Genomic DNA, 26,976 nt, shown 5'->3' with positions numbered 1-26,976 from the left:
TTCGACAAGACAAACATTCCTCGTCCGGACCGCGCACGCGACGCGCCCGCGAACCACCGGTGAACCGTGCGTGCCGGAACGACCGCGATATCGCATGATGAGCAGGTGAATCGGATCCCCGGCTGGCTGCGCCCCTCGCGATGGGGCGTGCGGATCCGGTCGGCCGTGACTGCCGCACTGGTGGTCGGCGTGGTGCTGCTGATCGCGGCCGGGGCGATGCTCGGACTGCTGCACCGATCGTTGATCCACCAGCTGGACGCCTCCGCCGACACCCGAGCCACGCAGATCGCCGACGAGCTGCGCCACAGCCACGGCCATCGAGTCCCGGACGGACTGCTCGCCGTCGAGGGCCAGGTGGTGGCGGTGCAGGTGATCGGCCCGGACGGCGGGATCGCCTGGCGGTCGGCCCAGAAACTCAGCACACCCCTGGCCGCCACCCCCGGCTCGATCGGAACCCACGCCGTCGGACTGCCCCCGACCAGCGATTACGACGAGGATCTGCGGATCGCGGCACGCACCGTGAACACCCCGCGCGGCGACTACACGATCCTGGTGGCAGTGGACACCGAATCGGTCGAACACGCGATGACCGAGGTCGCGGTACTCCTGGCGATGGCGGGACCGGTGGTCGTCCTCGCCGCCGCGGCCGCGACATATCTGCTGGTCGGACGCTCACTGCGATCGGTCGAGGCGATCCGATCGCAGGTCGCGCGGATCGGGGCCGCGGCCCTGTCGCAGCGGGTGCCGGTGCCGGTGGCCCGCGACGAGATCGCCCGTCTGGCCGAGACGATGAACGAGATGCTCGCCCGGGTCGAGGCCGGGCATCGGGCCCAGCAACGTTTCGTCGGCGACGCCTCGCACGAGCTGCGCAGCCCGCTGGCCACCGTCACCGCGGCCCTGGAACTGGCCCGGGATCGCCCCCAGGCGCTGGACCGCGATCTCATCGAGGGTGCGCTGCTGCCGGAGACCGAGCGGATGCGCCAGCTGGTGGAGAACCTGCTGACCCTGGCCGCCGCCGACGAGCACGGCCTCGAATTGCGCACCGGCGACGTGGATCTGGATGATCTGGCCGCCGCAGAGGCGGCCACGTTGCGGCTGCGCGGCGATGTGTGGGTGCACACCGCGATCGTGCCGGTCCGGGTGATCGGCGACCGGCCGAGATTGGCTCGGGCACTACGCAATATCGCCGACAACGCCGCCGCGCACGCCCGGGCCCGGGTCGCGATCGGGCTGGAGAGCGACGGCTCGCGCGCCCGCATCATCGTCGACGACGACGGGCCCGGCATCGCGCCGGATGACCGCGAACGGGTCTTCGGCCGATTCGTGCGCCTGGACGACGACCGGGCCCGCAGCAGCGGCGGATCCGGACTCGGGCTGGCCATCGTCACGGAAATCGTAGCGGCACACGAAGGTTCGGTGACGATCGGTGAATCACCTTGGGGCGGTGCCCGTTTCGTGATCGAGCTGTCCGTCGCCGGTCCCGCCGGGATCGATCAGGCGGTATCCGACTCCGCGTAAGGTCTCGATACTGCTGCGGCCGAAGGGCGTATCGATCTTCTTGCGCAGATATCCCACGTAGACCTCGACCACGTTCTCCGGGCCGTCGTAATGCACATCCCAGACGTTGCGCAGGATTTCGCCCTTGGCCAGCACATTTCCCTTGTGCCGCAACAAGAATTCCAGCAGCCCGAACTCGCGCGGGGTGAGGGTCAGTGCGGTATCGCCGCGGTGCACCGAGCGCCGGGCGGGATCGAGCACCAGATCACCGGCCCACAACTGCGTGGGCTGCTGCGGGGCGCGCCGGCGCAGCAGCGCGCGCAACCGGGCGATCAGCACGACGAACGAGAAGGGTTTGGTCAGATAGTCGTCCGCGCCCAGATCCAGGGCGTCGACCTGGTCGTAGTCGCCGTCCTTGGCGGTCAGCATCAGCACCGGGGTCCGTACGTCCTGCGCGCGCACCCGGCGCAGCACCTCGTACCCGCTCAGACCGGGCAGCATGATGTCCAGCACGATGACGTCGAAGTCGTTCTCGGTGGCCCACCAGAGTCCGTCGGTGCCGGTCGCGGCCAGTTGGACCAGGAATCCCTCCAGCTCCAGCCCGCGTCGCAACGTCTGCGCCAATCGCGGTTCGTCCTCGACCACCAGCACCCGCATCGCCCCAGCATGCAACACCCGCCGATGCGACCGGCGACACACCCCCGATCAGCGTGTCCCGAGCCGACCGGCGCGCACGGGGAGGAAGTGCGCTCAGGCGCTGCCGGGGTGGCGTGCCTGGTCGTACCACCGATTCGGGATCGACCAGTCCCACTGCGGCTCCGGCGCGGCGGACTGTTGGCGTTCGCGCAGGTATTCGCCGTAGACCTCGGCCGCGCCGAGGGTGCCCCCCAGCATGATCAGCCCGGACATGATGTGATGCCACACATCGGCTTTCGAGATGCGTCGTCGCATCGGCTCCTCCTGTACGCCCGGCTCGCAACACTGCGAAAGCGCCGCCGTGCCCGCGGGTCGGTTCACCCGGCCACGCTCGCCACGCCGTGTAGATCCTGCCGTGCGGACGCCTCCGGGCGGGGCGCTTCGATGAAAATTACCCCCGCGCGCGCCGCTCACACCTCCGACGCACGACGGGCCGCATCGATCTCGGCCATGTGGTCCTGCGCCCAGGAACGCAGCGCGGACAGCGGCGCCTCGAGCGATACGCCCAGCTCGGTCAGCCGGTAGTGCACCCGGGGCGGCACGGTGGGTTCGACCCGCCGCGCGACCAGGCCGTCGCGGGTCAGATCGCGCAGCGTCACCGACAGCATCTTCTGCGAGACACCGGGCATGCGCCGCCGCAGTTCGGCGAAGCGGACCTCCTCGGGCGCGGCCTCGGCGAGCAGCTTGACCACCATCGAGACCCATTTGGTGCCCAGCCGGTCCAGTAGCCGCCGGGTGGGGCAGCCGGGGTCGAACAGATCGCCGCGCGGGCCGGTCGGGGCAGTCACCTGGAGCTCACCACCTGTGTCGAAAGTGCCTTCTTGGCCGTACCCACCATCCTACCTATGGTCACATGGTAACCATTAGTGACCAGGAGGCTCGAATGTCCAGGGAGCAGATCGAAATCACCGAACGACGGGTCGCGGCCAACGGCATCGAGATCGCCGTCGCGGTCGCCGGGCGCGGCCCCGCGGTCCTGCTGCTGCATGGATTCCCGCACACCTGGCAGCTGTGGCGCGAGGTGATCGGCCCACTGGCACAACGACATCGGGTGATCGCACCGGATCTGCGCGGCCTCGGTGCGAGCACCCACGCGACCGACGGCTACGACGCGGAAACCCTGGCCGACGACGCGGCCGCACTGCTGGCCGCACTCGGCGAGCCGCGGGCCGCGGTGGTCGCGATCGACGCCGCCGTCCCCGCGGCCTTCCTGCTGGCCCTGCGGAAATCCGGCCCGGTCGACCGGCTGGTACTCATGGAATCGCTCCTGGGCACCCTGCCGGGCGCGGAAGCGTTCCTGACCGGCGGCCCGCCCTGGTGGTTCGGCTTCCACGCGGTCCCCGGCCTGGCCGAGCAGGCGCTGGCCGGGAACGAATCCGCGTACATCGACTGGTTCCTGCGCACCGGAACCCGAGGCCGTGGCGTCCCCGCGACGATCCGGGACGTCTTCGTCGAGGCGTACACCGGCGCCGAATCGCTGCGATGCGCGTTCTCCTACTATCGCGCGATGCCCGAAACCGCCGAGCAGATCCGCGCGGCCGTCGCCGCAACCCGGCTGACCGTGCCGACCCTCGCGATCGGCGCACACCCGGTCGGCAATGCCCTGGCGAGCCAACTCCGTCCCATCACCGACGACCTGAGTTCCCACCTGATCCCCGACTGCGGCCACATCATCCCGCTGGACCGCCCCGACGCCCTGCTCCCACTGCTGACCGACTTCATCGACCACCCCACGCCGAGCGAAGTTGCGCGCAAGTCCGCTCGACACGCCCCGCCCGCCTGATCCCCCACTGCGGCCACACCATCCCGCTGGACCGCCCCGACGCCCTGCTCCCGCTCTCCCCCAGCCGTCACAGATTCCGCGCGGGCGCACGACTCGACGAGTACTTGCTCACCAATTACGCTGCGGCGCTGGATCTTCCGATGATCAGCACCCGCACAGACAGCCCGGCCGGGAGGCACGGTCTCCGGATCGTCGACGGCATGGAAGATCAGCAGATCCTCATCCGGCCGTTCCGCCAGCACCGCGGCCAATCGCCGCGCGGAACCCACCGAATCGCCGGGTTCGGCGACCCCGAGCGCCTCGGCGACGGCCAGCAGACCGGTGAGCAGTTCGGATTCGGTCGCGGCGGACACCCACCCGACCACGCCTGTGCCCATGGCGATCGCCGTCCGGGCACAGGCGGCCGCGACCTGGGTGCGCCCGACTCCCGCACTGTCACCATCCGTCGCGGCGACCGAACCTCGACTCCCCTCGGTCGCAGACCGTCAACCGGTCCGGGCACCCACGGCTGTCCAACCGCAACGCTCCGATCCGGCCGCAGTGTCGACGGACTCGGCTGCCCCCACCGCTACGGCCACGGCGGAAGGTCCGACCGGCGTGCCGGCAATCGGCATGTGGCCCAACGGGACACAGCGGCCGATCGGGATCAGTGGGTGGCCGCGGCCACGGCGGCGCCGGTGAGTTCGACCGAGCGGATGCGGTCGGCGATCTCGGTGGCGTGGTGGACGAGGATGAGTTCGTCCGCGCCGATGGAGGTGGCGAATTCGTTCAGGTAGGTGCGGACGTCCTCGGGCAGGCCGACCGCGGTGTACTTGGTCATCTCCGACAGCTGGCGGCCGTTGGGGCTGGTCAGGAAGGCGTCGATCTCCTCATCGGTGAACGCGACGTCGCCCGCGCCACGCCGGATCATCATCCGCGCGCGGGCCCGGTAGGCGACCGCCCGCTGCTGCGCCGCGTCCTCGTATGTTTCGGCGGCGAAGACGTTCACCCCGGCCATCACATATGGTTCCGCAAGCTGCTCCGAGGGCCGGAAATGCTCGCGATAGACCTCGACCGCGCGGTGCAGCGCGTCGGGGGCGAAGTGCGAGGCGAACGCGTACGGCAACCCCAGTTGCGCGGCCAGCTGCGCGCCGAACAGCGAGGAGCCCAGAATGTACAGCGGCACAGCATCTTCCGCGCGCGGCACCGCCTGCACGCCCGGTATGCGCGAATCCCCGGTCAGATAGCCCTGCAATTCCAGTACGTCCTGCGGAAAGGTGTCGGCCGAGGAGTGGTCGCGGCGCAGCGCGAACATCGTCTTCTGATCGCTGCCGGGCGCACGCCCCAGGCCCAGATCGATCCGGCCCGGATACAACGTCTCCAGGGTGCCGAACTGCTCGGCGATCACCAGCGGCGAATGATTGGGCAGCATGATCCCGCCCGCGCCGAGCCGGATGCTCTCGGTCTGCCCCGCGACGTGCCCGATCAGCACACTCGTCGCACTCGACGCGATCGAACCCATGTTGTGATGCTCGGCATACCAGACCCGCCGGTACCCGCTGCGCTCGGCGGCGCGGGCCAGGGCCACGCTGTTGTCGAAGCTGTCCCGCGCGGTCCGACCGGGTGCGATGGACGCGAGATCGAGGATGGACAGGGCGAGGGGCATACGTCGCCGCCTTTCGAGGATCGGTAACCGGAGGGACTCACCGGATGGAACGCTCCGGCACCGGCCGTACATTCCGCACGGCCGTCGCGGGACGCCCGCACAACGACTTCCAGCCGAACCGATCACAGCGTGTCGGCGGACACGACCTCCCGCGACATCCGGTCACCGGACCCCAGATACCCGGCCGCGCCCGCGAACAGCGCGAGGGTGAGCCAGATGTACGCGTTGTGATACAGCGTCGAATGCTGGTGATAATCGAAGACGCTGCTCGCTCGCACATCCAGCAGCGGCAGCACCCCGCCCGAGGCGATCACCGCCGTCGCCACCGCGATCGGCGCGGTCACCACGCCCGGCCGCCGGATCGCCAGATCGGCCAGCACGATCAGCGCCGGGGCGAGGAAGACCCAGTGATGCACCCAGCTGTACGGGGAAACCGTCGTCATGGTCAGTCCGCACAGCGCGACGGCGGCCAACTCGTCGCCCGCCCGGGACAGCCGCCGGGCCAGCGCCAGGCAGATCACGGCAATCGCCGCCGCCGCGACGAGCCACAACACCTGATGGATCCCCGCGACGCCCACGGTGCGCGCGAGCAGTCCGCGCAACGACTCGTTGGAGTTGTTCTGCGGCACCCCCACCCGCGCGGGATCGGCGAACGCACCGCTCCAGAACGTCATCGAATCGCGCGGCATGACCAGCGCACCGACCAGCACGGTCGCGGCGAATCCGCCGACCGACATCCCCGCCGCCCGATACCGCCCGGTGACCAGCAGATACAGCACGAAGAACAGGGGCGTCAGCTTGATTCCGGCCGCGACGCCGGTCAGCACGCCCTTGCATCGCGCGGAATCCGGCAGCGCCGCATCTACCAGCACGAGCATCAGCAGCAGGATGTTGACCTGCCCGAACGCCGTGGTCTGCCGGATCGGCTCACACCACATGGCCAGCCCGGCGATCGGCACGCCCAGCGCCGCCATCCGCAGATCGCGCCGATAGCCCAGGATCGACAGCGCCGCCCACGCCGAGACGACGACCATCGCGGCATTGCCCAATCCCGCGACCCAGGACCGCACCACACCGGCCAGCCCGGCCAGCGGCACGAACAGCAGGGCCGCAAACGGCGTGTAGACGAATTCCATCACCCCGCGGGTATGTCCGAGCAGCGGTGTGTCGTATAGCGAGATCCCTTGGGAGACACGATGTCCCGCGATCTGGTACACACCGAGATCGGTGAGGTGCAGCATCGAGCGCGGCTCGCGCAGCACCAGGTCGAGGTAGTACCCGCCCGCGATCACGCCGACCACCGCGACGGCCCAGCACACGGAAATCGGAATCGCGCGACGCGGCGGCTTCGAGCGCGCCGCGGACGGGATCGTCGGTTTCTCGATCGTCGGCAACGACACATCCACTCCAGCATTCGACGCCCGTGCGCCCCACACGGTAGCGACCCTCGCCCCGACGGCCTCACCCGGCCACCACGCGGACCTCACTCGAGATGCGGCGGTTCCCACTCGTTCGGGTGACCGTCCACGGACGGGTCGTAGAGCACGATGAACCGGAACTGCCGCGGCGCCGAGAGCGGGAACGGACCGACGCTCAACTCCTCGCAGGTGTAGCGGTCGCTGCTCATCGTGCGTACCCAGGTCGGCGGCCCGCCCTGCTTGTCGAGCCATTTCTGGAAGACCGATCGTGCCGGTTTGGCGGCCATGATGACCGACATCAACGGTAATGCGTCGAGTTCACCGGCAGTGGAGACGAACCGAAGACTCTCACTCATGCCGGAAATCTTCTCACCTACCGGCCGAAACGAGCGTCAGCCGCGACCGTGGCTGCGTTCGTAGGCTTCGCGTTCTCGTGCCGCGCGAGTGCGTGCGGTCGCGTCGGCCAGCGTCGGGTCCAGACCGTGCTTGGCCAGCCGGTAGCGGCGGTAGACGTAGGTGAGCGCGATCGCGAAGAACATCAGCGGCAGGAAGATCAGCGCCATCATCGCCCCGCCCATCCACAGCGGACCCGGGACCAGCAGGAACAGGCTCAGTACCACCGCCAGCGGAATCATCAGGCGCAGCAGGTAGCGGCGGGCCGCGCCGGGGCCGGTGAGATCGTTCAGCACCCATTCCGACATCGACTCGGGCAGCGTGGCGCCGCAGATGTAGCGCAACCGTTGCAGCGGGTTCGGCGTCCGGTCGCTCATCGCCCTCTCCTTCGTCTACTAAAAGATCGTGCACTAACTATTAACACAAAATCAGCGTCTACACATCCTCGCATACAGGATTATATGCCTGCTCAACTGTGATTATGGTTGCACCACCAGTTCCACACACCTACGATTCGTGTACTAATAGTTAGTGCAGTTAGACCTACCTGAGGAGAGGCAGAGTTGTGACATCCCGCATCGATGATCCACTGCGCCTGGACCGTCAGGTCTGCTTCGCGCTGGCACTGGCGAACCGTGCGGTTCTGGGTATCTATCGTCCCCTGCTCGAGCCAATGGGCCTCACCCACCCGCAGTATCTGGTCATGCTCGCCCTGTGGGGTGAGGCGCCGCTCTCGGTCAAGGAGATCGGCGAACTGGTCCAACTCGATTCGCCGACGCTGTCCCCGCTACTCAAACGTCTCGAATCCGCCGGATACATCAGCCGCCGCCGCGATACCCACAACGAGCGCGCCCTGGTCATCGACCTGACCGCGGCAGGCCGGGCGCTGCGCACCCGCGCGGAGCAGATTCCGCCCGCCGTCGTGGAACGTCTCGGCGTGACTGTCGAAGACCTCGAGGAGTTGCACTCGGTCCTGGGGCGGGTCAATGCCGCCGCCCGCCGTGCCGCGGCGACCGGATAACCCCTTCGCCACGCCCAGTCCCCCACCCGGACAGGGGATTCGATCATCACGGATGCGGCACGACTCGACGCCGGACGTCCCGAACCACTGGCCGAGCGGGCGGACACGCCTATCATGGAGGTGCCGCCATGGTCAGCGTTGCAAGGGGAAAATCATGGCCGAGATGAGTGTCGCCGAATTACTCGCAGTCTTCAAAAGTATGACGCTGCTGGAACTTTCGGAATTCACGCATGCGTTCGAGGAGGAGTTCGGCGTCTCCGCGGCCACCCAGGCGCCGGCTCCGGCGGGGCCCGGCGCGCCCGCACCCGCGGAGGCCGCCGAGGAGCCCGACGAGTTCGACGTGATCCTGGAATCCTTCGGGGACAAAAAGATTCAGGTGATCAAGGCCGTCCGGCAGATCATCACGGGACTGGGCCTGAAGGAGGCCAAGGATCTGGTGGAGTCCGCACCCGCGCCGATCGGCGAACGGCTGGACCGCGGTTCGGCCGAGGCGGCCAAGGTCGCATTGGAAGCCGCGGGCGCGCGGGTCACGCTGCGCTGAAACGGTTCTCGCCACACGTCCAGCGCATCCGGATCGGCGGCTCGACGACGACCCGCGGCGACTCCCGTCCGCCTTCCCGGTCCCTCAACGACGCCCTCTCGCACTGCGTCCTTGCGGTCGAGGCCGGCACGCACGAAACCGCACGGCAACGCCGATCAGGGAACTCCCTGCCACAGGCCCCGCGACACGACGTCGCGAATCCGATCCCACTGTTCCTCGAGGCTCATGCCATCCCTTCGAGTCGGTCGACCATCAGGACGGTAGTCGCTCGACCGCGAAGGGGATATGCCTCGGCGATCAGCAGGTCGGGCGAGCCGGCGCGGGATCCGTGCGAGAAGAGTGCCGAGACCCGAAAACGGCTGGGGCGGTGCTGATCAGGATGGTTCCGGCGGCCAGCGCGATACCCGACCACAACGGCAGGGATGCCGCCGGGGTACGGCTCAGCAGAGCGGCGCCGAGTGCGGAGCCGCCGGTGATGCCGAGCTGATAGGACACGACGTAGGCGCCGGACGGGATCTCCGGGGCGTCCGGAGCCGTGCGCAGCACGGCGTGTTGCAGGATTACCGGCAACGCCGCCGCGGCGGTGCCCCACAACATCACGAGGACGAAAACGATCCAGCCGACGTGTGCGATGCCGAGCGCTGTCACCGCGCACGTCAGCGTCATGGCCACGGTGAGAGCCGTACGACGCGGATGGGCGTCGAGCATGTGACCGACCAGACTCACACCGAGCAAGCCCGCGATGCCGTACCCGGCCAGAACGGCCACCAGCAGCGATCCGCTCAACCCGGCCGGCGCGACCAGCAACGCCAGATAGGTATAGCTCACGTAGTGGCCCACGACGAGTGCGATCGTGACGAGACAGACCACGAGAACCGTTCCGGCGCGGAGGGTTCCGCGGGTGCGTACCTCTCGCGGCGGTGGGGGCGTCTCGGGTAGCGCGACCCGCAGCAGGACCGCGATCGCGCCCGCCACACCGGCGAGCACGATCGAGGCTGCGCGCCAACCCATTTCGTGTGCCAACCCGGTGGCGATCGGCGCACCGGCGATCAGGCCGACCGAGGAACCCGCGAAAACCACCGCCGTTGCCCGGCCGCGCTCTCCCTCCGGCGCGTACCGGGCCGCGACCACGGGGATCTGCGACCACACGAGGCCGTGCGCCGCCGCGGCCACCCCGCGGGCCAGCGCCGCCACCGTGAAGTTCGGCGCAAGACCGAACACGAGCTGCGAGAAGGAAAGCAGCACAAGCGATACGGTGAGGGCGCTGCGCCGGTCCAGCCGCCGGGAGGCCCACACCGCGGGCAGCGTCGCCGCCCCGGCGGCGATCGCGTACGCGGTGAGCAGAAGGCCCGCGGTGGCGGGAGCGACGCGCAAACCGACGGCGAGATCGCCCAACGCGCCGATCGGGAACAGCTCGGCGGTCAGGTAGACGAACAGCGCCGAGCCCAGCACCGCCAATCGCCCGTACAGCGCACCGGTCGTGGTCGTTCGCGGTGCGGACATCTTCGTCATCGCGGCAGACGGTCCAGGAAGGCCGACACCTCCGCGGCCCACGGCCCGGCCTCCGCGGGGGTGAAGATATGACCGGCCGACGGATATTCGACCAACTCGGCGCCGGCGATGCCGGAAGCCAGCTCACGCACGGTATCCGGCAGCACGACCCGGTCCTCGCCGCTCACGATGACCAGGGTCGGCACGTCCACCGCGGCGAGCAGCGGCCGAATATCGGTGCGGCTCACCAACTCCACATGATCGGCGCTGCCGATGGGATGGTCGGCGCGGATCTGCCGGACCGCCGCCGCGTGCTCGTCCTCGGACAGACTCGCGAGCGTTCCGGGTGAGCTGGCGTAGCAGAGCAGTTCGGCCAGGGTGTCGAAATCGCCGCGCTCGGCCAGCTGCCGCCACACCCGGACCAGCGCCCGTGCCTGCGCGTCCGGATACACCAGCCCGACGGTGAGTACCAGCGCGCTGACGTGCTCGGGATGCCGGATGGCCGCGGTCACGGCGACAGCGGACCCCAGCGAGAGACCGACGATCGGAAATCGTTCGGCCCCGGCCTCCGCGGCGGCCGCGACCACGGTGTCGGCGAGTCGATCGATCGACAGCGGCTCGGTCGCCCTCGGTGTTCCACCGGCGCCGGGATAGTACGGTCCGACGAACCGCCGATCCGCGATGGTGTCGATGAGTGGTGTGAAGTTCTCACGGACGCCGCCACCGGCGCCATGGGCGAGTGCGACCACCGGACCGGTACCGCTGTCGACGACGTCCACCCGGTCCAACAACTGCCGACGCTGTGCTCGAGAAATCATGCGGCGAACCTAAGCGTTGACGTCGGCGTGAAGGTCAAGACGGATTCCGGACCGAGAAGGACGCGGCATGCGGATCGGTGAACTCGCCCGCCGCTCGGGCACGACGACGCGCGCACTGCGCTACTACGAGGAGCAGGGCCTGCTCGAACCCGAACGCACCGGCAACGGCTACCGCGACTACAGCGAGACGTCCCTGCTGCGAGTCCGCCAGATCCGGGCACTGCTCGACGCCGGATTCAATTCGCGAACCGTGGCGCAACTGCTGCCCTGTGCCAGCGGCTCGCGTCCACGGCTCGAATTGTGTCCCGACATCGTCGCGGCGATGCGAGCAACGTTGCGGCGCATCGAATCCGACCTGGAGACCCTCACCGGCCACCGTGCGACGGTGACCTCGCTTCTCGAGGGTGGATCATCCCCGAGTTCCGCCCGCGCCGATACGACGAGCGGATCGAGCGAGCCGCGATAGCCGCTCGGCACGTGACCGGTTGCTCGTTCCGGCGCGGCTCGGCGTGAACCTCACGCCGAGCCGCCGCCGGATGCCGGGCTGGTCAGGCGATGCCGCTGTCCTCGATGACGATCTTCGCGGACGTCGCGCCCGAGCGGCTGCCCAGGGCCTCGACCGCCTTGACGACCTCCGAACCCTCGACGACCTCGCCGAAGACGACATGCTTGCCGTCCAGCCACGGCGTGACGACCGTGGTGATGAAGAACTGTGAGCCGTTGGTGCCCGGCCCGGCGTTCGCCATGCTCAGCAGGAACGGCTTGTCGTGCTTGATCTGGAAGTTCTCATCGGCGAACTTCTCGCCGTAGATGCTCTTGCCGCCGGTGCCGTTGCCGTTGGTGAAGTCGCCGCCCTGGAGCATGAACTCCGGGATGACGCGGTGGAAGGGCGCACCCTTGTAACCGAACCCGTGCTGCCCGGTGGCCAGCTCACGGAAGTTGCGCGCGGTCTTGGGCACCACATCGTCGAAGAGCCGGAAGACGACCCGGCCGAGGTCCTTGCCGTCGGCCGATATCTTGAAGTACACGTTCTCACTCATGAGCCATTCTTAACATCGGTCACCGACGCGTCGAACCACCGCGGTACCTCTCGCTCCGATTTTGTTGTCGGACCCCCATGCGAACATATGTTCGTGTCAGGAGCTTCGGATGGTTCGGGGGTGCCGCCCGGGGGTGGTGCTGTGCGGGCGTCGATCCTGCATGCGGATCTGGATTCGTTCTATGCCTCGGTCGAGCAGCGGGATGATCGGCGGTTGCGCGGAAAGCCCGTGATCGTGGGTGGCGGGGTGGTTCTGGCGGCCAGTTACGAGGCGAAGGCGCACGGGATACGCACGCCGATGAACGGGCGTCAGGCGTTGCGGCTGTGTCCGCACTCGATCGTGGTGCCGCCGCGGATGTCGGCGTACGCGCGGGCGAGCCGGGAGGTGTTCGAGATCTTCCGGGATACCACACCCGAGGTGGAGGGCATCTCGATCGATGAGGCGTTCCTGGACGTCGGCGGGTTGCTGCGGCTCGCCGGGAGTCCGGTCGAGATCGCCCGTACCCTGCGCGAGCGCGTCCGCACGGAGGTCGGCCTGCCGATCTCGGTGGGCGTGGCACGCACCAAATTCCTGGCCAAGGTCGCCAGCGCGGTCTCCAAACCGGACGGCCTGCTGGAAGTGCCGCCCGGCGGCGAACTGGATTTCCTGCATCCGCTGCCGGTCGAAAGACTCTGGGGCGTGGGCGAAGTCACCGCGCGCACGTTGCACGAGCACGGGATCACCCGGATCGGGCAGCTCGCCGAACTCGGCGAGAAGGGTCTGTCCGGTCTGCTCGGTCCCGCGGCGGGCCGCCATCTGTACGCGCTGTCGTGGGCCCGCGACCCGCGCCGCGTCGACACCGGCCGCCGACGCCGTTCCATCGGGGCACAACGAGCCCTGGGCCGACGCACCCGCACCCCCGAAGAGATCGAGGCCTACCTGTCCGGACTCGCCGACCGCCTCGGCCACCGTCTGCGCGCGGCCGACCGAGTGTGCCGAACAGTGGTGCTGCGCTTGCGATTCGACGATTTCAGCCGAGCCACCCGCTCGCATTCCCTCCCCGCGGCCACCGACCACGGCCGCGTCATCGACCACGCGGCACACACCCTCCTGTCCACCGCCATGCCCACGATCCGAGAACGCGGCCTCACCCTGATCGGCCTGTCCCTGACCAACCTCGACGACGCCCGCACCATGCAACTCACCCTCCCTTTCGACCCCCGCCCCGACAACACCCTGGACACCACCCTCGACCAACTCCGCGACCGCTTCGGTGCGGGGACGGTCACCCGCGCGGCCCTGCTACACCGCGGCGAAGGGCTCTCGGTCCCCCTGCTCCCCGACTGACCTCATGCGGTCGCGGATGAGCCGGTCCCGCAGCCTCCCACGGGCTCACCGACCACGAAGTCACCGCAGGCAGGCAGCACCACGCGACGCCCGCCGGAGTCGAAACACGCAGGCGTGCAGCAAGTTCTGTCTCACCAGGTCGCAGCGAACTCCGCACGGCCGTCGTGAAAGCCTCGGAGAGTCAAGTCGGGAGTCCGCGGCATGCTCGAGGATGGTGACGCGGTTCCGGCCCTCGGAGCACACCCGAACACGAGGAAATACGCGGCGAATACACGCACCCGCGCCGGACGAACCGGTCCCGCGGGAGTGTCAGGAACTCATCGCCTCGGTAAGCGAGCTGGACGGCGTGCTCGATGTGGCCAGCGGTGACGAGACTTACTGAATCTCGTTGCCGCACAACCGATCAGGCAGGTACGACGCCATGTGCGCGGATGAGCGGCAGATCGTTGTAGGTGGCGATGCCGGGATCCGCCGCGACGACAGCGGGCACCGCGTTGATCACCGGCATGGCGGTCATGATGTGCCCCAGCTCCATGAAATCGGCCAGCGTCTCGCCCTGGAAATCGGGCGGCGGCAGGAAGGTGACGACGTTCTTCACCGTCGGACGCCCGTCCACCTGGAGTACCCAACCCATATCGTCGATGGTCCAATTCGGTTCCAGCGTCTGGCCTTTGCGCCACCGGACGTTCACATCGATCAGCGTCCGGCCGCCGGCGATACCCTTCCAGCTGGCGAACACACCCGCGACGCAACCGGCCGGGATGGTCCAGGAGTCCATCACGAGATCGGCTGTGGTCCGGGCATATTCGGGGTCGCAGCGCACCTCGTCGAGTTCCACGCCGAGCGCGTCGGCGATCATCCACACCGCCTCGCCGAAGACGCCGGTACCCTGCGCGGTCATCGCGGGCAGATCCGGATTGTCGATGGGCTGACCGAATCCGACCGGGCGCTCGGTGGCGGGCGAATCGTAGAAGGTGGTGTCGGCGGCTTCGCTGACGGTCACCTTGTCCACGCGATCGCAGATGCCCGCCGAGACGATCGCCAGCAGGTTCACGAATCCGGGGCTGATACCGGAACCGAACATCGTCGCACCGCCGCGGCGGCACGCCTCGAGAATCCGGTCCCGGCCCTCGCCCTGATTGTGGCCGGTGATGAACGACGCGGTCGCGACGACGTTGACCCCGGCGGACAGGATGCGGACCAGTTCCGCCACGTCGATCCACATCGGGTTGTAGATCACGCAGTCCGGTTTCAGCGCCAGCAGTGCGTCGACGTCATCGGTCGCGGTGACGCCGAGCGGGTCGATCCCGCACAGCTCGCCGACGTCGCGTCCGGCCTTGTCCGGCGACCACGCGTAGCAGCCGACCAGTTCCAGCGTCGGATTCGCGACGACGGCCCGGACCGAGGCCTTCCCGACATTGCCGGTCGTCCACTGGACGACCCGATACTTCTCAACCACGGACTCAGTCTAGAGACTGATTACCAAATTCAGCATGCATATTCTCAAATAGGAGAATCTCAATCTCATGCGAGCGGGATCTCCGACGGGCGGCACGCGTCCAGGACCGCGGCGATGGATTCCTCGCCCGGCCGAGCCGCCACGACCCGGACGATCGCGGTGTCCAAACCCTTTGCCAGACGGCCGAATCCGGCCGCGGCCCCCGATGCCGGCCCGAAATAGCCCACCTGCCGGGCAAGCTCCACCGGGAACGCCTCGATCAGCTCGTCCGGCGAGGCTCCGCGATCGCGACGTTCCTCCAGTTCGGTCAGCGCGTCGTCGAAACCCATCCGGCCGAAGTGCCCGCGATAGCCGAGAGATTTGTTCGCCCCGGGCGCTGCCAGCGCGTATCCGATCAGGGCCCCAACCAGACCGCGGCGGGCGAGATCCTCGTCCTCGTCCACGCAGATCCGGATGTACTCGATCATGGACACCTCGCCCGGATCGCGACCGGCCGCCCGCGCACCCTGCACGACGATCTCCCGATTGGCGGCGACCTGCTCGGCGGTGCACCAGTTGAACGACGCGGCATCCGCGGCCTCACCCGCCAGGGCGAGCATGTTCGGGCCCAGAGCACCAAGTGCCACAGGCACTTTCGGCGGCGTCGCCCCGAGCGCGACACCGTGCAGATTCACCGCGCGCCCCTCGTGCTCGACCGTCTCACCGGCCAGCAGCGCGCGCAGCGTCACGAGCCATTCGCGCATCGTGCCGAGCGGCCGCAGATTATCCGGCAGTCCCAGCGACCGCCGGAAATCCGGCGAGTGCAGCGCGCCGGAGCCGATCCCGAGCACGAATCTGCCGCCGCTGATCTCGCCGACCGTCGCCGCGCAGGATGCCAGCGCGGGCACCGACCAGTAGCCGATCGGGACGACCGAGATGCCGGTCCCGATGCCGCCGGGCACCAGATCCGCGGTCGCGGTCGACCACTGCGCGCAGATGTGCGTCGCCTCGCGGCCGATCGAGGCATTGGTCCACACACTCCGATACCCCTGCCGGGCGGCATGCCTACCCAGCTCACGGTACTGATCCCAGGACAAACTCAGGCCCCGATCAAGACCGACCCCAATCTCCATGGCACACCTTCCGTCGTCTCTCACATCACCCGCACGCAGATTCGGACGATAACCTTCATGGCGTGTTCGGGGTGCGACGACAGGGCCGGAAGTTCTGGTCCCAGCCCCCGATGCTGCAAGAAGGTGGCAATGAGCGGTCGGGCACGCGGTGCGAGCAGGGCGCGTAGGCGGCAGCCCCTCACCTGCCGCGAAGGAGGCACAGTATGACCACGCTGCGACAGCGGCTCACCCGCGCGGTGGACGCGCGTGCGCGAGGTGGCGTCGCACTCGGCGCCCACGACATCGATACCGTGCGGGATCTGCGCGTGCCGATGCGGGACGGCGTCGAACTGCTCGGCGATCTGTATCGGCCCGTCGATGCCGACGCATCCCTGCCGACGATCGTGATCCGCGGGCCGTACGGGCGGCGCGGCGTGCTCGGCGGCACGGCCCGCGCACTCGCCTACGAGGGATTCACCGTGTTCTTCCAGAGTTGCCGTGGCACTTGGGGTTCGCAGGGCCGGTTCACCCCGCAGGTCGACGAGCAGCGCGATGGCATGGACACGCACCGGTGGGTGCGCAAGCAGCCCTGGTTCACCGGACATCTGGCGACGTTCGGTGAGAGCTATATGGGTTATACGCAGTGGGCCGTCGCGGGCCGGATGCAGCGCGAGGATCCGGACAACGCCCCCGAAGCTTTGGTCCTGCAGATCACCATGCCGGATTTCGGCGAAATCACCTGGGACAACGGCGCTTTCTCCCTGCGCAACGCCCTGGGCTGGAGCCGCATGATGGATCTGATGGACCGCGGCGGGCTGGCGCTGCTGGGCATCGTCCTGCCGGATCGCAAGCTGGACAAGGCATTCGACGCACTCCCCCTGAACCGAGGCGACAGCACCGCCACAGGACATCCGATCCACTGGTACCAGGACTGGGTCCGGCACGAGCGACTCACCGACGAGTACTGGAGGTCCCAGTCGCACACCGCCTCGGTGCCCGATGTCACCGCGCCGGTGCTGATGGTGACCGGGTGGTACGACATCTTCCTGCCGTGGCAGCTGCGCAATTATCGGCAGCTGGTCGAGGCGGGCAATCCGCCGCGCCTGACCGTCGGCCCGTGGGGGCATATGTCGCGCGGGAAAGCCGCTCCGGCACACCGGGATACGATCGAATTTCTCCGAGAGGCGTTCGGGGACGAAGCATCCGGACGAGCTCCGGTGCGCGCGTTCGAGACCGGCGCGAAGACCTGGCACGAATTCGAGGTGTGGCCGCCGGAGGGCACCGCCGCGCAGGACTGGCTGCTGCACGCGGGCGGCGGACTGTCCACCGAAGCAGCGGCGGGCGGCGCGACCCGCTACACATACGATCCGCAGAACCCGACTCCGGCGGTGGGCGGACCGAGCCTGGCGCCCGGCAAAGGGCCCACGGACAACACCGAGCACGAGCGTCGCGCGGATGTCGCGGTCTTCCGCTCCGACCCGCTCACGGCCCCGCTGGAGATCGCCGGAGAGCCGGTCGCGCACATCCGAATCCGTTCCAGCGCACCGAGTTACGACGTCTTCGTGCGCATCACCGATGTGCACCCGGACGGGCGGGCGATCACCGTCTGCGACGGCATCCGCAGGGTCGGCTCGATCGGCACCGCCGCCACCGATCCCGAACCGGACGCGGACGGATTCCGTGAGGTTCCGGTGCATCTGTGGCCGGCGTTCCACAGCTTCGCGGCCGGACATCGCGTCGGGATCCAGGTGAGCTCCGGGGCGCATCCGCGTTACGCCCGCAATCCGGGAACCGGCGAGCCCGCATTCGACTCCTCCGCGACAGTCGTTGCGCACCAGGAGATCTCACATTCGGGCCCGGCCGCCTCGGGTATCTCGCTGCCGGTGTGGACGCGATGACGACGCCACCTGTCCCGTCCCTCGAGTGGGCGTTCGAGGCCGAGGCCGACCTGGGTCCGCTCGAGGATCACGGGCACACCCGGGCCGGGCATCGGCGCGTCATCCCGATCGTCGGCGGGACCGTCCGCGGCGCGTTCGAGGGCCGGATCCTGCCCGGCGGCGCGGACTGGCAGCTCGTGCGCCCCGACGGCACGATCGAGGTCGACGGCCGATACACCGCGCAGGCGGCCGACGGGGACCTGCTCTACCTGCACGCCGTCGGCCTGCGCAGCGGTCCGCCGAGGTGCTGGAAGCGCTCTTGGGCGGTGAACCGGTCGATCCCGCGGACTACTATTTCCGCGCCACGATCACTCTCGAATCCGCCATCCGCCCCGAATTCGAGCGGTCGCTGTACATCGCCTCCTACGTGCGCGAGGCACGCCGTGTGCGCTACGTCGCCTACCGCGTGACCTGATCACCCGCCCTCGGCGCGTTCGCAGCGGGTTCTCAACTCGCACATGTCCCACGTCCAGGTCGGCCGATGAGAGTGGACGCATCGGCACCCGGATCGGCCGGGTGCCCCGCTACCGCTCGGCGTGGGAGGTCCGGATGAGTCACGTCCTCACGGCCTCCCGCGCAGAGCCGATCCGGACGTCCGCTTCGCCGTCCGGCTGCGAAACCACCGAGTACACCGGGCCGCTGTCCGGTACCGCGACGCAGGTCGCGGCGGCCAGCCGTTCCCCGCTCACCGGCGGTGAGCAGTCCCGGTCGTGCGAGCACATCCTCGATCACGGCGCTGCCGGTTCCCGCGCGATGACGCCGGACCGAGCGACTTCGGCTGTCCGCGAGGACGATCGAGCCGGAGCGTGTTCCACCGAATCGGACGAAATTCCCGACGCCGAGCAGGATTCCGCCGAAATCCCGGTCTCGACAAGGGGATTCGTTTTCCTCGTCGGCATCGCTGCGTTGGTTCCGTGTGCGCTTTCCTCGCTCGGCGAGGTGGATCACGGGATCGCCGATGTGCTGGGGTTCGGCCTGTTTCTCGTGTTGTCGCGGGTATTCCTGCTGATAGCCGGGCTCGGGCTGCTGGCCAACGGGGTCATGGTCGTGCGCCGCGAGGGGATGCGAGTGGCTACCGCGCTGGCCGGGGTGGTCGGGCTGGGCCTGCTCGTGCTGTCGATGGCGTTGCGGGACATGGTCGAACCCGGGACGGACTGGTTGTCGACGGTCGCCGGGGCGATCGTGGTGCTCGGCGCGTTTCTCATCGCCCAACTGATGGGGTACACCGCCTACGCGGTGCTGTACGCGCGGCGATCCCGGTCGGTCGGCGGCGAGGTTCTCGTCGTCCTCGGCTGCGGGCTGGACGGTGCGCGCGTGACGCCGCTGCTGGCCTCGCGGCTGGATCGCGCGGTGCGGGCGTACCGCGCCGAGGTCGCGGCGGGAGCGGATCCGATCGTGATCACCTCCGGCGGACGAGGGCCCGACGAGAGCGTTCCCGAGGCCGACGCGATGGCCGATTACCTTGTAGCACAGGGAGTTCCGGCAGACCGGATCGTCCGCGAGCGCGAATCGCGGACCACCGAGGAGAACCTGCGCTACTCCGCCACCGTCGCCCGCGAGCGCGGCCTGCTGCGCGATGGTCGCCGAATGGTCGTCGTCACCAGCGATTTCCACGTGCTCCGGGCCGCGATGCTGAGCCGTCGGCTCGGTCTGCGCGCCCGGGTGGTCGGCGGCCGGACCGCCCGCTACTTCGTCCTCACGGCCTTCCTGCGCGAATTCGCCGCCTTCCTGGACCTGCATCGCCACACCAATATCGCCGTCGCCGCACTGCTGATCCTGCCCGCGGTGGTCGGTTCCATCGCCGTGCTGTCCTGATTCAGCGGGACATCCCCTCGGCCTGCGCGAGCGCCCTGAGCTTGGCCAGCGCCCGGTGCTGCGCGACCCGCACCGCACCGGGCGTACTGCCCACGGTGGTCGCGGTCTCCTCCGCCGACAGGCCGACCACCAGGCGCAGGATGAGAATCTCGCGCGTCCGCTCCGGGAGCGTAGCCAGCAGAGCGTTCATCCACCGGGTCTCCTCGGACTCGATGGCACGCTGCTCGGGCCCCTGATCGGTGCAGGCGACCTCGGGAACCTCGCCGGTCGCGCAGGACTTGTCCCGAGCGACGCCGCGACGCGCATCGGCCACCTTGTGCGCGGCGATCCCGTAGACGAAGGCCATGAACGGACGGCCCAGATCCCGATAGCGCGGCAAGGCCGTGACCACGGCCAGGCACACCTCCTGCGCGACGTCGTCCGCACAGATCTGCCCCCGCTCCGCGTAGCCGACCCGCGCCCGGCAGTACCGCACCACCGGCGGACGAACGATCTCCAGCACGCGGGCCAGAGCCGGACGCTCGCCCCGCGCCGCTGCGCCGACCAGGGCGTCCAACTCGTCGCCGACCGGAGGCGATTGCGGCTGCGCCGCACCCTCGAACGGTCGAACCCGTTCCGGCGCAACGCCGAACACCTCGGGGGCATTCTCGGTCAGGGTCACGGCCGACTCCGGTAGCGCCGAGGAATCCGTCGTGGAGACGGTCACCGCGTCAGCGCTGTCGCGCCGTTCGCACAATGCGTTAGCCACAATCGAACCCCACTGTTTCGAACACCCCGAACCAGGACGCGCGACATCCGTCCCGAACCCGACCTCAGCTCTGGCGAAGCTGAAAATTTCTATGACAGAACGTGTTTCACACTGTGCTCACACGACGGCCGGATTCAAGTATGCCCAACATTCACTGGTACGAAAGGGCCTACCGAACACCTGAGGCTCTTCGGCCCTTCGATAAGGGACTTTCGACCATAACCCCGGACACCACCCCCGGGTTCAGGAGGGATTCGATTCTCCGCGAACGACTCCGGAGCGCTACCGCGCCCACGCCCACGAAATCGGCAGTCCGCCAGCGCTCATCGCGGCTGGAACCGCTGTGCCCCGTCGATTCGCACCACCTCACCGTTGATGTTCGCCGTCGGGCCCCGGATCCAGTTTCGCGATCCCACCCAATCCACCGACGCCGCCGGTCACCATTGGCTAGGTTCCAGTCCATTTCGGCTCGCGCTTCTCGGCGAACGCCGTGGCGCCCTCCTGCGCGTCCTTGGACTGGAATACCGGAATGACGAGTTCGAGCTGCTTGCGCCACATCTCCTCGGTGGACCAGTCGCTCGACTTGACCAGGACCTCCTTGGTCTTGGCCACCGCCAGCGGCCCGTTCACAGTGATCCGCTCGGCCAGCGCCAGCGACTTCTCCAGTGCCGCACCGGGTTCGGTCAACTCGTTCACCAGGCCGTAGCCCGCCGCCGCCTCGGCGGTGAAGCTCTCACCGGTCAGCGCCAGCTCCATCGCCTTCTGATACGGGATGCGATGCTGCAACCGCAGCAGACCGCCACCGGCGGCGACCAGTCCCCGTTTGACTTCCGGGATACCGAATTTCGCGGTCCGCGAGGCGACGATCAGATCGGTCGCGAGCACCAGTTCGGTGCCACCGGCCAGCGCGTACCCCTCGACCGCCGCGATGATCGGCTTGACCGGCGGCCGTTCGGTGAAACCGAGTCCGCGACCGGGCACGATCACCACCTCACCGGCGGTGAACGCCTTCAAATCCATTCCCGCGCAGAAGTTTCCGCCCGCACCGGTCAGCACGGCCACCGAAAGCTCCGGACTCTCGTCGAGTTCGTCGATCGCGTCGGCCAAACCCTGACTGACCGCGCTGTTGATCGCATTGCGCGCCTGCGGCCGGTTGATCGTGATCACCAGCGTGCGCCCGCGACGTTCCCGCAACACTTCATCGGACATCTCAGACCTCCACCACGAGCGCGCCACCCTGGCCACCGCCCGCGCACATCGCGGCCACCCCGATGCCGCCGCCGCGCCGCCGCAGCTCGTACAGCAGCGTGGTCACCATGCGCGCGCCCGAGGCCGAAATCGGATGTCCCAGACTGCATCCGCTGCCGGAGAAATTCACCAGCTCCGCATCGATACCGTGTTCCCGGCACGCCGCGATCGGCACCGAGGCGAAGGCCTCGTTGATCTCCCACAACGCCACATCCGAGACCTTCAGACCCGCACGCGCGAGCACCTTGCCGATCACCTTGCCCGCGGCCAGCCCGTTGTCCGCCGGGGTCACCGCGGCATTGGCCCAGGCCCGCACGGTGCCCAGCACCTCGAGCTTCTCGGCGGCCGCGAAATCGTCACCGACCACCGTCACCGCGGCGGCGGCATCGTTGATACCGCTGCTGTTGCCCGCCGTGATGGAGAATCCCTCGATCTCCGGATGCAGCACCGGCAGCGCCGCCAGACGCTCCAGAGTCGTTCCGCGCCTGGGGAATTCATCCACCGCGAAATCGACGACCGAGCCGTCGAGCTGCTGCACCTTGATCGGCACGATCTCCTCGGTGAACTTGCCCGCATCGATCGCCGCCACCGCGCGCTGATGCGAACGCAACGCCCACGCATCCATCTCCTCGCGGCTGATCCCGGCCTTCTTCGCGGTATTCCACCCGACGGTGATCGCCATATCCAGGGTCGGCGCATCGGGCGTCTCGGGATGCGAGGGCGGCATCCACGGCTCGATGAACTCCAGTTCGGCCTTACCCGGCACGCGCCACTTCATCAGCGGCGAGGTCGACAGCGACTGCACACCGCCCGCGACGATCACCCGTTCCATATCCGACAAGATGTGCGCCGCGCCATTGGCGATCGCGGTCAGGCTGCCGGTGCAATGCCGATTCACCGCCTGCCCGGGAACACTCTCCATCCCACAGGCCACAGCCGCGTACCGGGCCAGATCGCCACCGCCGTAATTCAACTCGGCCAGAATGACGTCGTCGACCACCGCCGGGTCGATCCCGGCCCGGCGCACCGCCTCGGGCAGCACGGTGGTCGCCAATGTCTCGGCGGGCACATTCGCCAGCGCCCCCTTGAAAGATCGTCCGATCGCGGTCCGGACCGCGCCGACGATGACGGGTTTCGCCATACCTCACAACCTCTGAACACTAGGGCCACACCACTCGGGAACGGCGTCCGCACCCTATGCTATACAGTACGGCATACTGTATCTATCTTGGTCCGTCACGTCCAGAGTTCGGAATCCAGTGAATGCCGCGCCACAGCTCGACGCGACACCTCAACCATCCCGATGCCCGGCTTCACCGAGCCGCCACATACAAACCCGACCTCCGGCAGCGCCCCGCCATCAAGCAGTCGCACACCGCCGCCGCCCGCCCAATGTAGACATCTGTCTAGTCACGTGTCAATGGCAACGGTCCGGGCCGAAACCGACACCGCGCACACGATGGGCAGAATTTCCCTCGCTCCGATCACCCTCGCACGGCGGTGCCGAATGTCGTTGCTGCGTAGCATGTTCGGGCCGCGCCGAGCCATCGGGCGAGCGCGCCGACGAGGTCGTCACGATTGACCGGCCGCGCGGCGGGGTTGACCCACGCGACGTAGCCGTCCGGGCGAACGAGCAGTGCGTCGACCGCGGAGACGTCGCCGAAGACGGGCAGATGCCACCGGCCGCGAGACTCCGCGAGCCCGAGCCTGGCGTCGACGAGATCAACACGGTCCGCCCACGGCGCGAAGGCCTCGGACAATCCATCGGCCCCCAGATCGATCAGCACGGGACGCGCCCGGCGCAGCAGGTCGAACAGGTGCGCGTCGCCGTTGTCGGTGGTGAGAGCCAGGTCGGGCGCTCGGCGTCCCAGCAGCGGATGGGCCTCGCCCAGGGGATAGCGCAAATCCAGTCTGCTCAGAATTCCGCTGAGGCGCAGGCACACTTCGGGCACGGTGAGCATGTCGGCGACGACGTCGCGTAGTGCGTCGTTCTGCGTTCCGGGTTTGATCAGCGCGGTCTGAGCTTTGGTCAGGCGCAACACCGCCGCCGCGATCGGGTGCCGTTCGGCGTGGTAGGTGTCCAGCAGCGAGTCGTCCGCGCCGCGCCCGAGTACCGCGGCGAGTTTCCAGCCCAGATTCACCGCGTCCTGGATCCCGAGATTCAATCCCTGCCCACCGATCGGGGAGTGCGTGTGGGCCGCATCGCCCGCGAGGAAGACCCGCCCCCTGCGGTACTCGGTGACCTGACGGAAGCCGTCGGAGAAGTGTGAGGCCCAACGCGCTTCGCGCAGACCGTGATCCGTGCCCAGTCCGTCGCGCATGACCTCGCGCAACTCGTCCAGCGTGACCGGCGCCGACCGATCGGCCGGGGGCGTCGCGCGCATCAGGCTCAGGCGGAACCACTCCGGTTCGGCCCGCGAGATCTGATAGGTGCCGATGCGTTCGTTGCGGCCGAAGACGCCGTTGCCATCCGGCGGGGAGTCCAGCCGGACATCGCCGACCACCCAGAACGAGACCGGCTCGTCGCCCGGAAACGGGATGCCGCACAGCTTGCGCACCACGCTGTGCCCGCCGTCGCAGCCGACGAGATAGTCGGCGCGGATCGAGGCCGGACCGGCCGGACCGTCGAGCAGGACCTCGACCCCGTCGTCGTCCTCGCGCAGGCCCGTCACGGCGGTGGACCACGCGATCCGGACGCCGAGTTCGGCCGCGCGGGCGGCCAGAATCCGCTCGGTCTGGTGCTGCGGCAGGATCAGCGCGGCGGGCCAGTCCGGATCGAACCGGTGCGGGGCCATCGGCAGGCCGGAGAACAGGACGCCGGGCAGGGTCTTGCCGCGACTCCCGAACTCCTCGGCCAGCCCGCGCTGCGCGAAGATCTCGAGGCTCCGGGCATTGATGCCGGGTGCCCGCGACTCACCGACGGTTCCCGCCGGGCGGCATTCCACCACGACGACTTCGATTCCGCCGAGCCGCAATTCGGCGGCGAGCATGAGACCGGTCGGCCCGGCCCCCGCGATGACGACTCGTGCCCGTGCTGTCGAAATATCAATATTCATAGGATCCTATGTACCACAGGATAGGATCCTATGTAAACTGGCGGCATGGCGAACACCTCGATGCCGGGGCTGGCCCGGCTGATCAACCGGGCGGCGCGCACGCTCGCACGCGACGGAGACGCCGCGCTCCGCCCCCTCGGACTGCGATACGCCCAGGTCCCGGTCCTGGCACTACTCCGCGACGGCGCGGAACTGACCCAGAAGGACCTCGCAGAGGCCACCGGCATCGAACAGCCCTCCATGGCCCAGCTACTCACCCGGATGGAACGGGACGGGCTGATCCGCCGCACGCCGAACCCCAGCGATGCCCGCAGCCGGACGATCACGCTGGCCGACGAGGCCACCGGGCAGCTGACAGCCGCGCGTCAGCAGTTGGCCGAACTCGACACCCGAGCCGTCGCCGGGTTCACCGCCGCCGAGATCCGAACTCTCACAGAGCTATTGACCCGGCTGAACAACAATCTGGACCCCGAATAAGCCTCGGCGCACGTCCGGTTCCGGAACGTGAAAGTACCGGTCGCGCAACCGGCCTGCCTCCACGAAACCGACGACCTGCGACATCCGCGCGCTCCTCACCAGTCTTCGCCCGGCATGCGACACGGCTCACGAAGTTGGACAGTTAATACTCCAGTAATATAAACGGTAATATCGAACAGCTGGGCCGGGCAGCAGGTTCCGCCGAATTCGGCCGACCGCACGAGCTACCGTGGGCTCTACCGGACAATTACCGTTACGCTTACGATATTGCCGACCACATTCCGGTCCGGAGGCTTCCGATCCGCAAACCCGCGGGCGAGACGCCGCGGTCCGGGCCACACGGGTCGCGACCCGAGAACAGCAGGAGGGCATGTGACCGGCCGATTGAACGGCAAGGTGGCTTTCATCACCGGAGCAGCGCGAGGGCAGGGACGTGCGCACGCGGTGCGTCTGGCGAGCGAGGGAGCCGACATCATCGCCGTCGACCTGGCCGGTCCGCTGCCGCCCGCGGTGCCGTACGACTCCGCGACGCCGGACGATCTGGCCGAAACAGCCCGCCTGGTCGAGGAGACCGGCCGACGCATCGTCACCGCCCAGGCCGACACGCGCGATCTGGACGGCCTGCGCAAGGCGGTACAGGCGGGAGTGGAAACCTTCGGCCGACTCGATGCCATCGTGGCGAACGCGGGCATCTGCATTCCCGAGACGTGGGACGAGATCACTCCGGAGTCGTTCCGGGATGTCATGGATATCAACGTCACCGGTACCTGGAACACCGTCGTCGCGGGCGCGCAGCACATCATCGACGGCGGTCGCGGCGGATCGATCGTGCTGATCAGCTCCGCGGCCGGAATCAAGATGCAGCCCTTCATGGTTCACTACACGGCCAGCAAGCATGCGGTGACCGGTATGGCTCGTGCGCTGGCCGCCGAATTCGGCAGGCACTCCATCCGCGTCAACAGCCTCCATCCGGGCGCGGTCAACACGCCGATGGGCGGCGGCGACATGGTGGCCGGGCTGGGCCGGGTCTTCGAGACGAATCCCCAACTGACGCACATGATCACGTCGTTCCTGCCGGAAGGGATCGCCGACCCCGAGGACATCGCCGCGACGGTGTCCTGGCTCGTCAGCGACGACGCGCGCTTCGTCACCGCCGCGCAGATCGCGGTCGATCTCGGGTCCACCCAGTACTGACGGACTCACACCACCGAACCACTGCTCGACGAGTACGCCGCGCCGGCGGATACGGTACTCGCCAGGCAGTCCGGCCGCGCTTCTCACCAGCGCGGACACAAGGAATCCGACACCGAGGCCAACGCCTACTACGAGAACTTCAGCATCTCACCCGACGCCACTCCCCTCCTGGCCGCCGCGAGCGCCGAGGGCCGCCACAACGGCGCACCCGACGATCGCAATTTCGAATACGGCCTCGACCGGATCCTCGAACACGCCGACCGTCTCATCGGCGCGTCGGCG

General features: G+C 68.4%; 27 protein-coding genes and 1 pseudogene. 12 read left to right on the top strand and 16 right to left on the bottom strand.

Features of this window, described 5'->3' with window-relative positions; translation table 11 throughout:
• Nucleotides 1-105: 105 nt before the first annotated feature.
• Nucleotides 106-1,518 (top strand): sensor histidine kinase, encoded by a 1,413-nt coding sequence (locus tag NM2_RS10760; protein WP_067667312.1) that lies wholly within the window; start codon nucleotides 106-108, stop codon nucleotides 1,516-1,518.
• Here NM2_RS10760 and NM2_RS10755 read toward each other — a convergent pair.
• The 3 genes from NM2_RS10755 to NM2_RS10745 all read right to left on the bottom strand — a co-directional run bounded on the left by NM2_RS10755 (nucleotide 1,432) and on the right by NM2_RS10745 (nucleotide 2,981).
• Nucleotides 1,432-2,154 (bottom strand): response regulator transcription factor, encoded by a 723-nt coding sequence (locus tag NM2_RS10755; protein ID WP_067667181.1) that lies wholly within the window; start codon nucleotides 2,152-2,154, stop codon nucleotides 1,432-1,434. The genes NM2_RS10760 and NM2_RS10755 overlap by 87 nt on opposite strands.
• Before the next feature lie 93 nt (nucleotides 2,155-2,247).
• Entirely contained in the window at nucleotides 2,248-2,448 is a 201-nt protein-coding gene (locus tag NM2_RS10750; RefSeq protein ID WP_067667180.1) for a hypothetical protein, read from the bottom strand.
• Between the two features lie 155 nt (nucleotides 2,449-2,603).
• Nucleotides 2,604-2,981 carry a winged helix-turn-helix transcriptional regulator gene (locus NM2_RS10745; RefSeq protein ID WP_067667178.1) on the bottom strand — a complete coding sequence of 126 codons (378 nt, stop codon included), beginning with the start codon at nucleotides 2,979-2,981 and terminating at the stop codon, nucleotides 2,604-2,606.
• A gap of 95 nt (nucleotides 2,982-3,076) precedes the next feature.
• Here NM2_RS10745 and NM2_RS10740 point away from each other — a divergent pair, with 95 nt between their 5' ends.
• A complete protein-coding gene (locus NM2_RS10740; RefSeq protein ID WP_067667177.1) occupies nucleotides 3,077-3,976 on the top strand; it encodes an alpha/beta fold hydrolase in 900 nt (299 codons plus the stop codon).
• Nucleotides 3,977-4,622: 646 nt separating this feature from the next.
• Here NM2_RS10740 and NM2_RS10735 read toward each other — a convergent pair.
• The 4 genes from NM2_RS10735 to NM2_RS10720 all read right to left on the bottom strand — a co-directional run bounded on the left by NM2_RS10735 (nucleotide 4,623) and on the right by NM2_RS10720 (nucleotide 7,809).
• Nucleotides 4,623-5,621, bottom strand: coding sequence for an LLM class flavin-dependent oxidoreductase (locus NM2_RS10735; protein ID WP_067667175.1), 999 nt, complete (start codon nucleotides 5,619-5,621; stop codon nucleotides 4,623-4,625).
• Nucleotides 5,622-5,743: 122 nt separating this feature from the next.
• Complete coding sequence (locus tag NM2_RS10730) at nucleotides 5,744-7,021, bottom strand: glycosyltransferase 87 family protein (protein ID WP_067667311.1); 1,278 nt, start codon at nucleotides 7,019-7,021, stop codon at nucleotides 5,744-5,746.
• Between the two features lie 83 nt (nucleotides 7,022-7,104).
• Complete coding sequence (locus NM2_RS50875; RefSeq protein ID WP_067667173.1) at nucleotides 7,105-7,395, bottom strand: hypothetical protein; 291 nt, start codon at nucleotides 7,393-7,395, stop codon at nucleotides 7,105-7,107.
• A gap of 36 nt (nucleotides 7,396-7,431) precedes the next feature.
• Nucleotides 7,432-7,809, bottom strand: coding sequence for a DUF5313 family protein (locus tag NM2_RS10720; protein WP_067667171.1), 378 nt, complete (start codon nucleotides 7,807-7,809; stop codon nucleotides 7,432-7,434).
• A gap of 188 nt (nucleotides 7,810-7,997) precedes the next feature.
• On the opposite strand from NM2_RS10720, the gene NM2_RS10715 reads away from it, so the two are divergent.
• Both NM2_RS10715 and rplL read left to right on the top strand, forming a co-directional pair.
• Nucleotides 7,998-8,453, top strand: coding sequence for a MarR family winged helix-turn-helix transcriptional regulator (locus NM2_RS10715; RefSeq protein ID WP_084530716.1), 456 nt, complete (start codon nucleotides 7,998-8,000; stop codon nucleotides 8,451-8,453).
• A gap of 154 nt (nucleotides 8,454-8,607) precedes the next feature.
• Entirely contained in the window at nucleotides 8,608-8,994 is a 387-nt protein-coding gene (gene rplL, locus NM2_RS10710; RefSeq protein ID WP_067667168.1) for a 50S ribosomal protein L7/L12, read from the top strand.
• 297 nt (nucleotides 8,995-9,291) lie between these two features.
• Here the strand turns inward: rplL and NM2_RS10705 are convergent, their stop codons facing one another.
• Nucleotides 9,292-10,506 carry an MFS transporter gene (locus tag NM2_RS10705; protein ID WP_084530714.1) on the bottom strand — a complete coding sequence of 405 codons (1,215 nt, stop codon included), beginning with the start codon at nucleotides 10,504-10,506 and terminating at the stop codon, nucleotides 9,292-9,294.
• Nucleotides 10,503-11,303, bottom strand: coding sequence for an alpha/beta fold hydrolase (locus tag NM2_RS10700; protein ID WP_067667166.1), 801 nt, complete (start codon nucleotides 11,301-11,303; stop codon nucleotides 10,503-10,505). The genes NM2_RS10705 and NM2_RS10700 overlap by 4 nt, the downstream gene beginning before the upstream one ends.
• A 67-nt stretch (nucleotides 11,304-11,370) precedes the next feature.
• Here NM2_RS10700 and NM2_RS52565 point away from each other — a divergent pair, with 67 nt between their 5' ends.
• Nucleotides 11,371-11,769: a MerR family transcriptional regulator gene (locus NM2_RS52565; protein WP_067667164.1), complete on the top strand. Its 399-nt coding sequence runs from the start codon at nucleotides 11,371-11,373 to the stop codon at nucleotides 11,767-11,769.
• Between the two features lie 82 nt (nucleotides 11,770-11,851).
• Here NM2_RS52565 and NM2_RS10690 read toward each other — a convergent pair whose 3' ends face one another.
• A complete protein-coding gene (locus NM2_RS10690; protein WP_067667162.1) occupies nucleotides 11,852-12,343 on the bottom strand; it encodes a peptidylprolyl isomerase in 492 nt (163 codons plus the stop codon).
• Nucleotides 12,344-12,430: 87 nt separating this feature from the next.
• Between NM2_RS10690 and dinB the strand changes: the two genes are divergently transcribed.
• Nucleotides 12,431-13,669, top strand: coding sequence for a DNA polymerase IV (dinB, locus tag NM2_RS10685; protein ID WP_067667160.1), 1,239 nt, complete (start codon nucleotides 12,431-12,433; stop codon nucleotides 13,667-13,669).
• Nucleotides 13,670-14,072: 403 nt separating this feature from the next.
• On the opposite strand, the gene NM2_RS10680 is transcribed toward dinB, so the two are convergent.
• A complete protein-coding gene (locus tag NM2_RS10680) occupies nucleotides 14,073-15,128 on the bottom strand; it encodes an NAD(P)H-dependent amine dehydrogenase family protein (RefSeq protein ID WP_067667158.1) in 1,056 nt (351 codons plus the stop codon).
• A gap of 65 nt (nucleotides 15,129-15,193) precedes the next feature.
• Nucleotides 15,194-16,240, bottom strand: coding sequence for an LLM class flavin-dependent oxidoreductase (locus NM2_RS10675; protein WP_084530712.1), 1,047 nt, complete (start codon nucleotides 16,238-16,240; stop codon nucleotides 15,194-15,196).
• A 203-nt stretch (nucleotides 16,241-16,443) separates the two neighbouring features.
• On the opposite strand from NM2_RS10675, the gene NM2_RS10670 reads away from it, so the two are divergent.
• The 4 genes and pseudogenes from NM2_RS10670 to NM2_RS10660 all read left to right on the top strand — a co-directional run bounded on the left by NM2_RS10670 (nucleotide 16,444) and on the right by NM2_RS10660 (nucleotide 19,971).
• Nucleotides 16,444-18,117: a CocE/NonD family hydrolase gene (locus tag NM2_RS10670; protein ID WP_084530702.1), complete on the top strand. Its 1,674-nt coding sequence runs from the start codon at nucleotides 16,444-16,446 to the stop codon at nucleotides 18,115-18,117.
• Nucleotides 18,114-18,344 (top strand): annotated as a pseudogene (locus tag NM2_RS52950) (DUF3237 family protein); the annotation flags it as partial. The gene NM2_RS10670 and the pseudogene NM2_RS52950, both read left to right, overlap by 4 nt.
• Before the next feature lie 56 nt (nucleotides 18,345-18,400).
• Nucleotides 18,401-18,571, top strand: a complete 171-nt coding sequence (locus NM2_RS51490) for a DUF3237 domain-containing protein (RefSeq protein WP_245717946.1) — start codon at nucleotides 18,401-18,403, stop codon at nucleotides 18,569-18,571.
• A gap of 134 nt (nucleotides 18,572-18,705) precedes the next feature.
• Nucleotides 18,706-19,971 carry a YdcF family protein gene (locus NM2_RS10660; protein ID WP_157121026.1) on the top strand — a complete coding sequence of 422 codons (1,266 nt, stop codon included), beginning with the start codon at nucleotides 18,706-18,708 and terminating at the stop codon, nucleotides 19,969-19,971.
• Between the two features lies 1 nt (nucleotide 19,972).
• On the opposite strand, the gene NM2_RS10655 is transcribed toward NM2_RS10660, so the two are convergent.
• The 4 genes from NM2_RS10655 to NM2_RS10640 all read right to left on the bottom strand — a co-directional run bounded on the left by NM2_RS10655 (nucleotide 19,973) and on the right by NM2_RS10640 (nucleotide 25,023).
• Nucleotides 19,973-20,527 carry a sigma-70 family RNA polymerase sigma factor gene (locus NM2_RS10655; RefSeq protein WP_067667307.1) on the bottom strand — a complete coding sequence of 185 codons (555 nt, stop codon included), beginning with the start codon at nucleotides 20,525-20,527 and terminating at the stop codon, nucleotides 19,973-19,975.
• 639 nt (nucleotides 20,528-21,166) lie between these two features.
• On the bottom strand, nucleotides 21,167-21,928 hold the full coding sequence (locus NM2_RS10650; protein WP_067667151.1) for a crotonase/enoyl-CoA hydratase family protein: 762 nt from the start codon (nucleotides 21,926-21,928) through the stop codon (nucleotides 21,167-21,169).
• 1 nt (nucleotide 21,929) lies between these two features.
• Complete coding sequence (locus NM2_RS10645; RefSeq protein WP_067667149.1) at nucleotides 21,930-23,108, bottom strand: thiolase family protein; 1,179 nt, start codon at nucleotides 23,106-23,108, stop codon at nucleotides 21,930-21,932.
• A gap of 343 nt (nucleotides 23,109-23,451) precedes the next feature.
• Complete coding sequence (locus NM2_RS10640) at nucleotides 23,452-25,023, bottom strand: FAD-dependent monooxygenase (RefSeq protein ID WP_067667147.1); 1,572 nt, start codon at nucleotides 25,021-25,023, stop codon at nucleotides 23,452-23,454.
• A 45-nt stretch (nucleotides 25,024-25,068) separates the two neighbouring features.
• On the opposite strand from NM2_RS10640, the gene NM2_RS10635 reads away from it, so the two are divergent.
• Nucleotides 25,069-25,500: a MarR family winged helix-turn-helix transcriptional regulator gene (locus tag NM2_RS10635; RefSeq protein WP_067667145.1), complete on the top strand. Its 432-nt coding sequence runs from the start codon at nucleotides 25,069-25,071 to the stop codon at nucleotides 25,498-25,500.
• A gap of 372 nt (nucleotides 25,501-25,872) precedes the next feature.
• Nucleotides 25,873-26,694 carry a mycofactocin-coupled SDR family oxidoreductase gene (locus NM2_RS10630; protein ID WP_067667143.1) on the top strand — a complete coding sequence of 274 codons (822 nt, stop codon included), beginning with the start codon at nucleotides 25,873-25,875 and terminating at the stop codon, nucleotides 26,692-26,694.
• The last annotated feature ends 282 nt before the right edge of the window (nucleotides 26,695-26,976 follow it).

This window comes from Nocardia miyunensis NBRC 108239 (assembly GCF_001613065.1).
Classification (GTDB): domain Bacteria; phylum Actinomycetota; class Actinomycetes; order Mycobacteriales; family Mycobacteriaceae; genus Nocardia; species Nocardia miyunensis.
This window is presented reverse-complemented; position numbering and strand designations above follow the sequence as displayed.

Bases quoted from the DNA above. Each gene is read 5' to 3' on its own strand.
- NM2_RS10755 (WP_067667181.1), bottom strand. From the start codon at position 2,154: ATGCGGGTGCTGGTGGTCGAGGACGAACCGCGATTGGCGCAGACGTTG.
- NM2_RS10750 (WP_067667180.1), bottom strand. From the start codon at position 2,448: ATGCGACGACGCATCTCGAAAGCCGATGTGTGGCATCACATCATGTCC.
- NM2_RS10740 (WP_067667177.1), top strand. From the start codon at position 3,077: ATGTCCAGGGAGCAGATCGAAATCACCGAACGACGGGTCGCGGCCAAC.
- NM2_RS10735 (WP_067667175.1), bottom strand. From the start codon at position 5,621: ATGCCCCTCGCCCTGTCCATCCTCGATCTCGCGTCCATCGCACCCGGT.
- NM2_RS50875 (WP_067667173.1), bottom strand. From the start codon at position 7,395: ATGAGTGAGAGTCTTCGGTTCGTCTCCACTGCCGGTGAACTCGACGCA.
- NM2_RS10720 (WP_067667171.1), bottom strand. From the start codon at position 7,809: ATGAGCGACCGGACGCCGAACCCGCTGCAACGGTTGCGCTACATCTGC.
- rplL (WP_067667168.1), top strand. From the start codon at position 8,608: ATGGCCGAGATGAGTGTCGCCGAATTACTCGCAGTCTTCAAAAGTATG.
- NM2_RS10705 (WP_084530714.1), bottom strand. From the start codon at position 10,506: ATGACGAAGATGTCCGCACCGCGAACGACCACGACCGGTGCGCTGTAC.
- NM2_RS10700 (WP_067667166.1), bottom strand. From the start codon at position 11,303: ATGATTTCTCGAGCACAGCGTCGGCAGTTGTTGGACCGGGTGGACGTC.
- NM2_RS52565 (WP_067667164.1), top strand. From the start codon at position 11,371: ATGCGGATCGGTGAACTCGCCCGCCGCTCGGGCACGACGACGCGCGCA.
- NM2_RS10690 (WP_067667162.1), bottom strand. From the start codon at position 12,343: ATGAGTGAGAACGTGTACTTCAAGATATCGGCCGACGGCAAGGACCTC.
- dinB (WP_067667160.1), top strand. From the start codon at position 12,431: ATGTTCGTGTCAGGAGCTTCGGATGGTTCGGGGGTGCCGCCCGGGGGT.
- NM2_RS10675 (WP_084530712.1), bottom strand. From the start codon at position 16,240: ATGGAGATTGGGGTCGGTCTTGATCGGGGCCTGAGTTTGTCCTGGGAT.
- NM2_RS10670 (WP_084530702.1), top strand. From the start codon at position 16,444: ATGACCACGCTGCGACAGCGGCTCACCCGCGCGGTGGACGCGCGTGCG.
- NM2_RS10660 (WP_157121026.1), top strand. From the start codon at position 18,706: ATGAGTCACGTCCTCACGGCCTCCCGCGCAGAGCCGATCCGGACGTCC.
- NM2_RS10650 (WP_067667151.1), bottom strand. From the start codon at position 21,928: ATGTCCGATGAAGTGTTGCGGGAACGTCGCGGGCGCACGCTGGTGATC.
- NM2_RS10645 (WP_067667149.1), bottom strand. From the start codon at position 23,108: ATGGCGAAACCCGTCATCGTCGGCGCGGTCCGGACCGCGATCGGACGA.
- NM2_RS10640 (WP_067667147.1), bottom strand. From the start codon at position 25,023: ATGAATATTGATATTTCGACAGCACGGGCACGAGTCGTCATCGCGGGG.
- NM2_RS10635 (WP_067667145.1), top strand. From the start codon at position 25,069: ATGGCGAACACCTCGATGCCGGGGCTGGCCCGGCTGATCAACCGGGCG.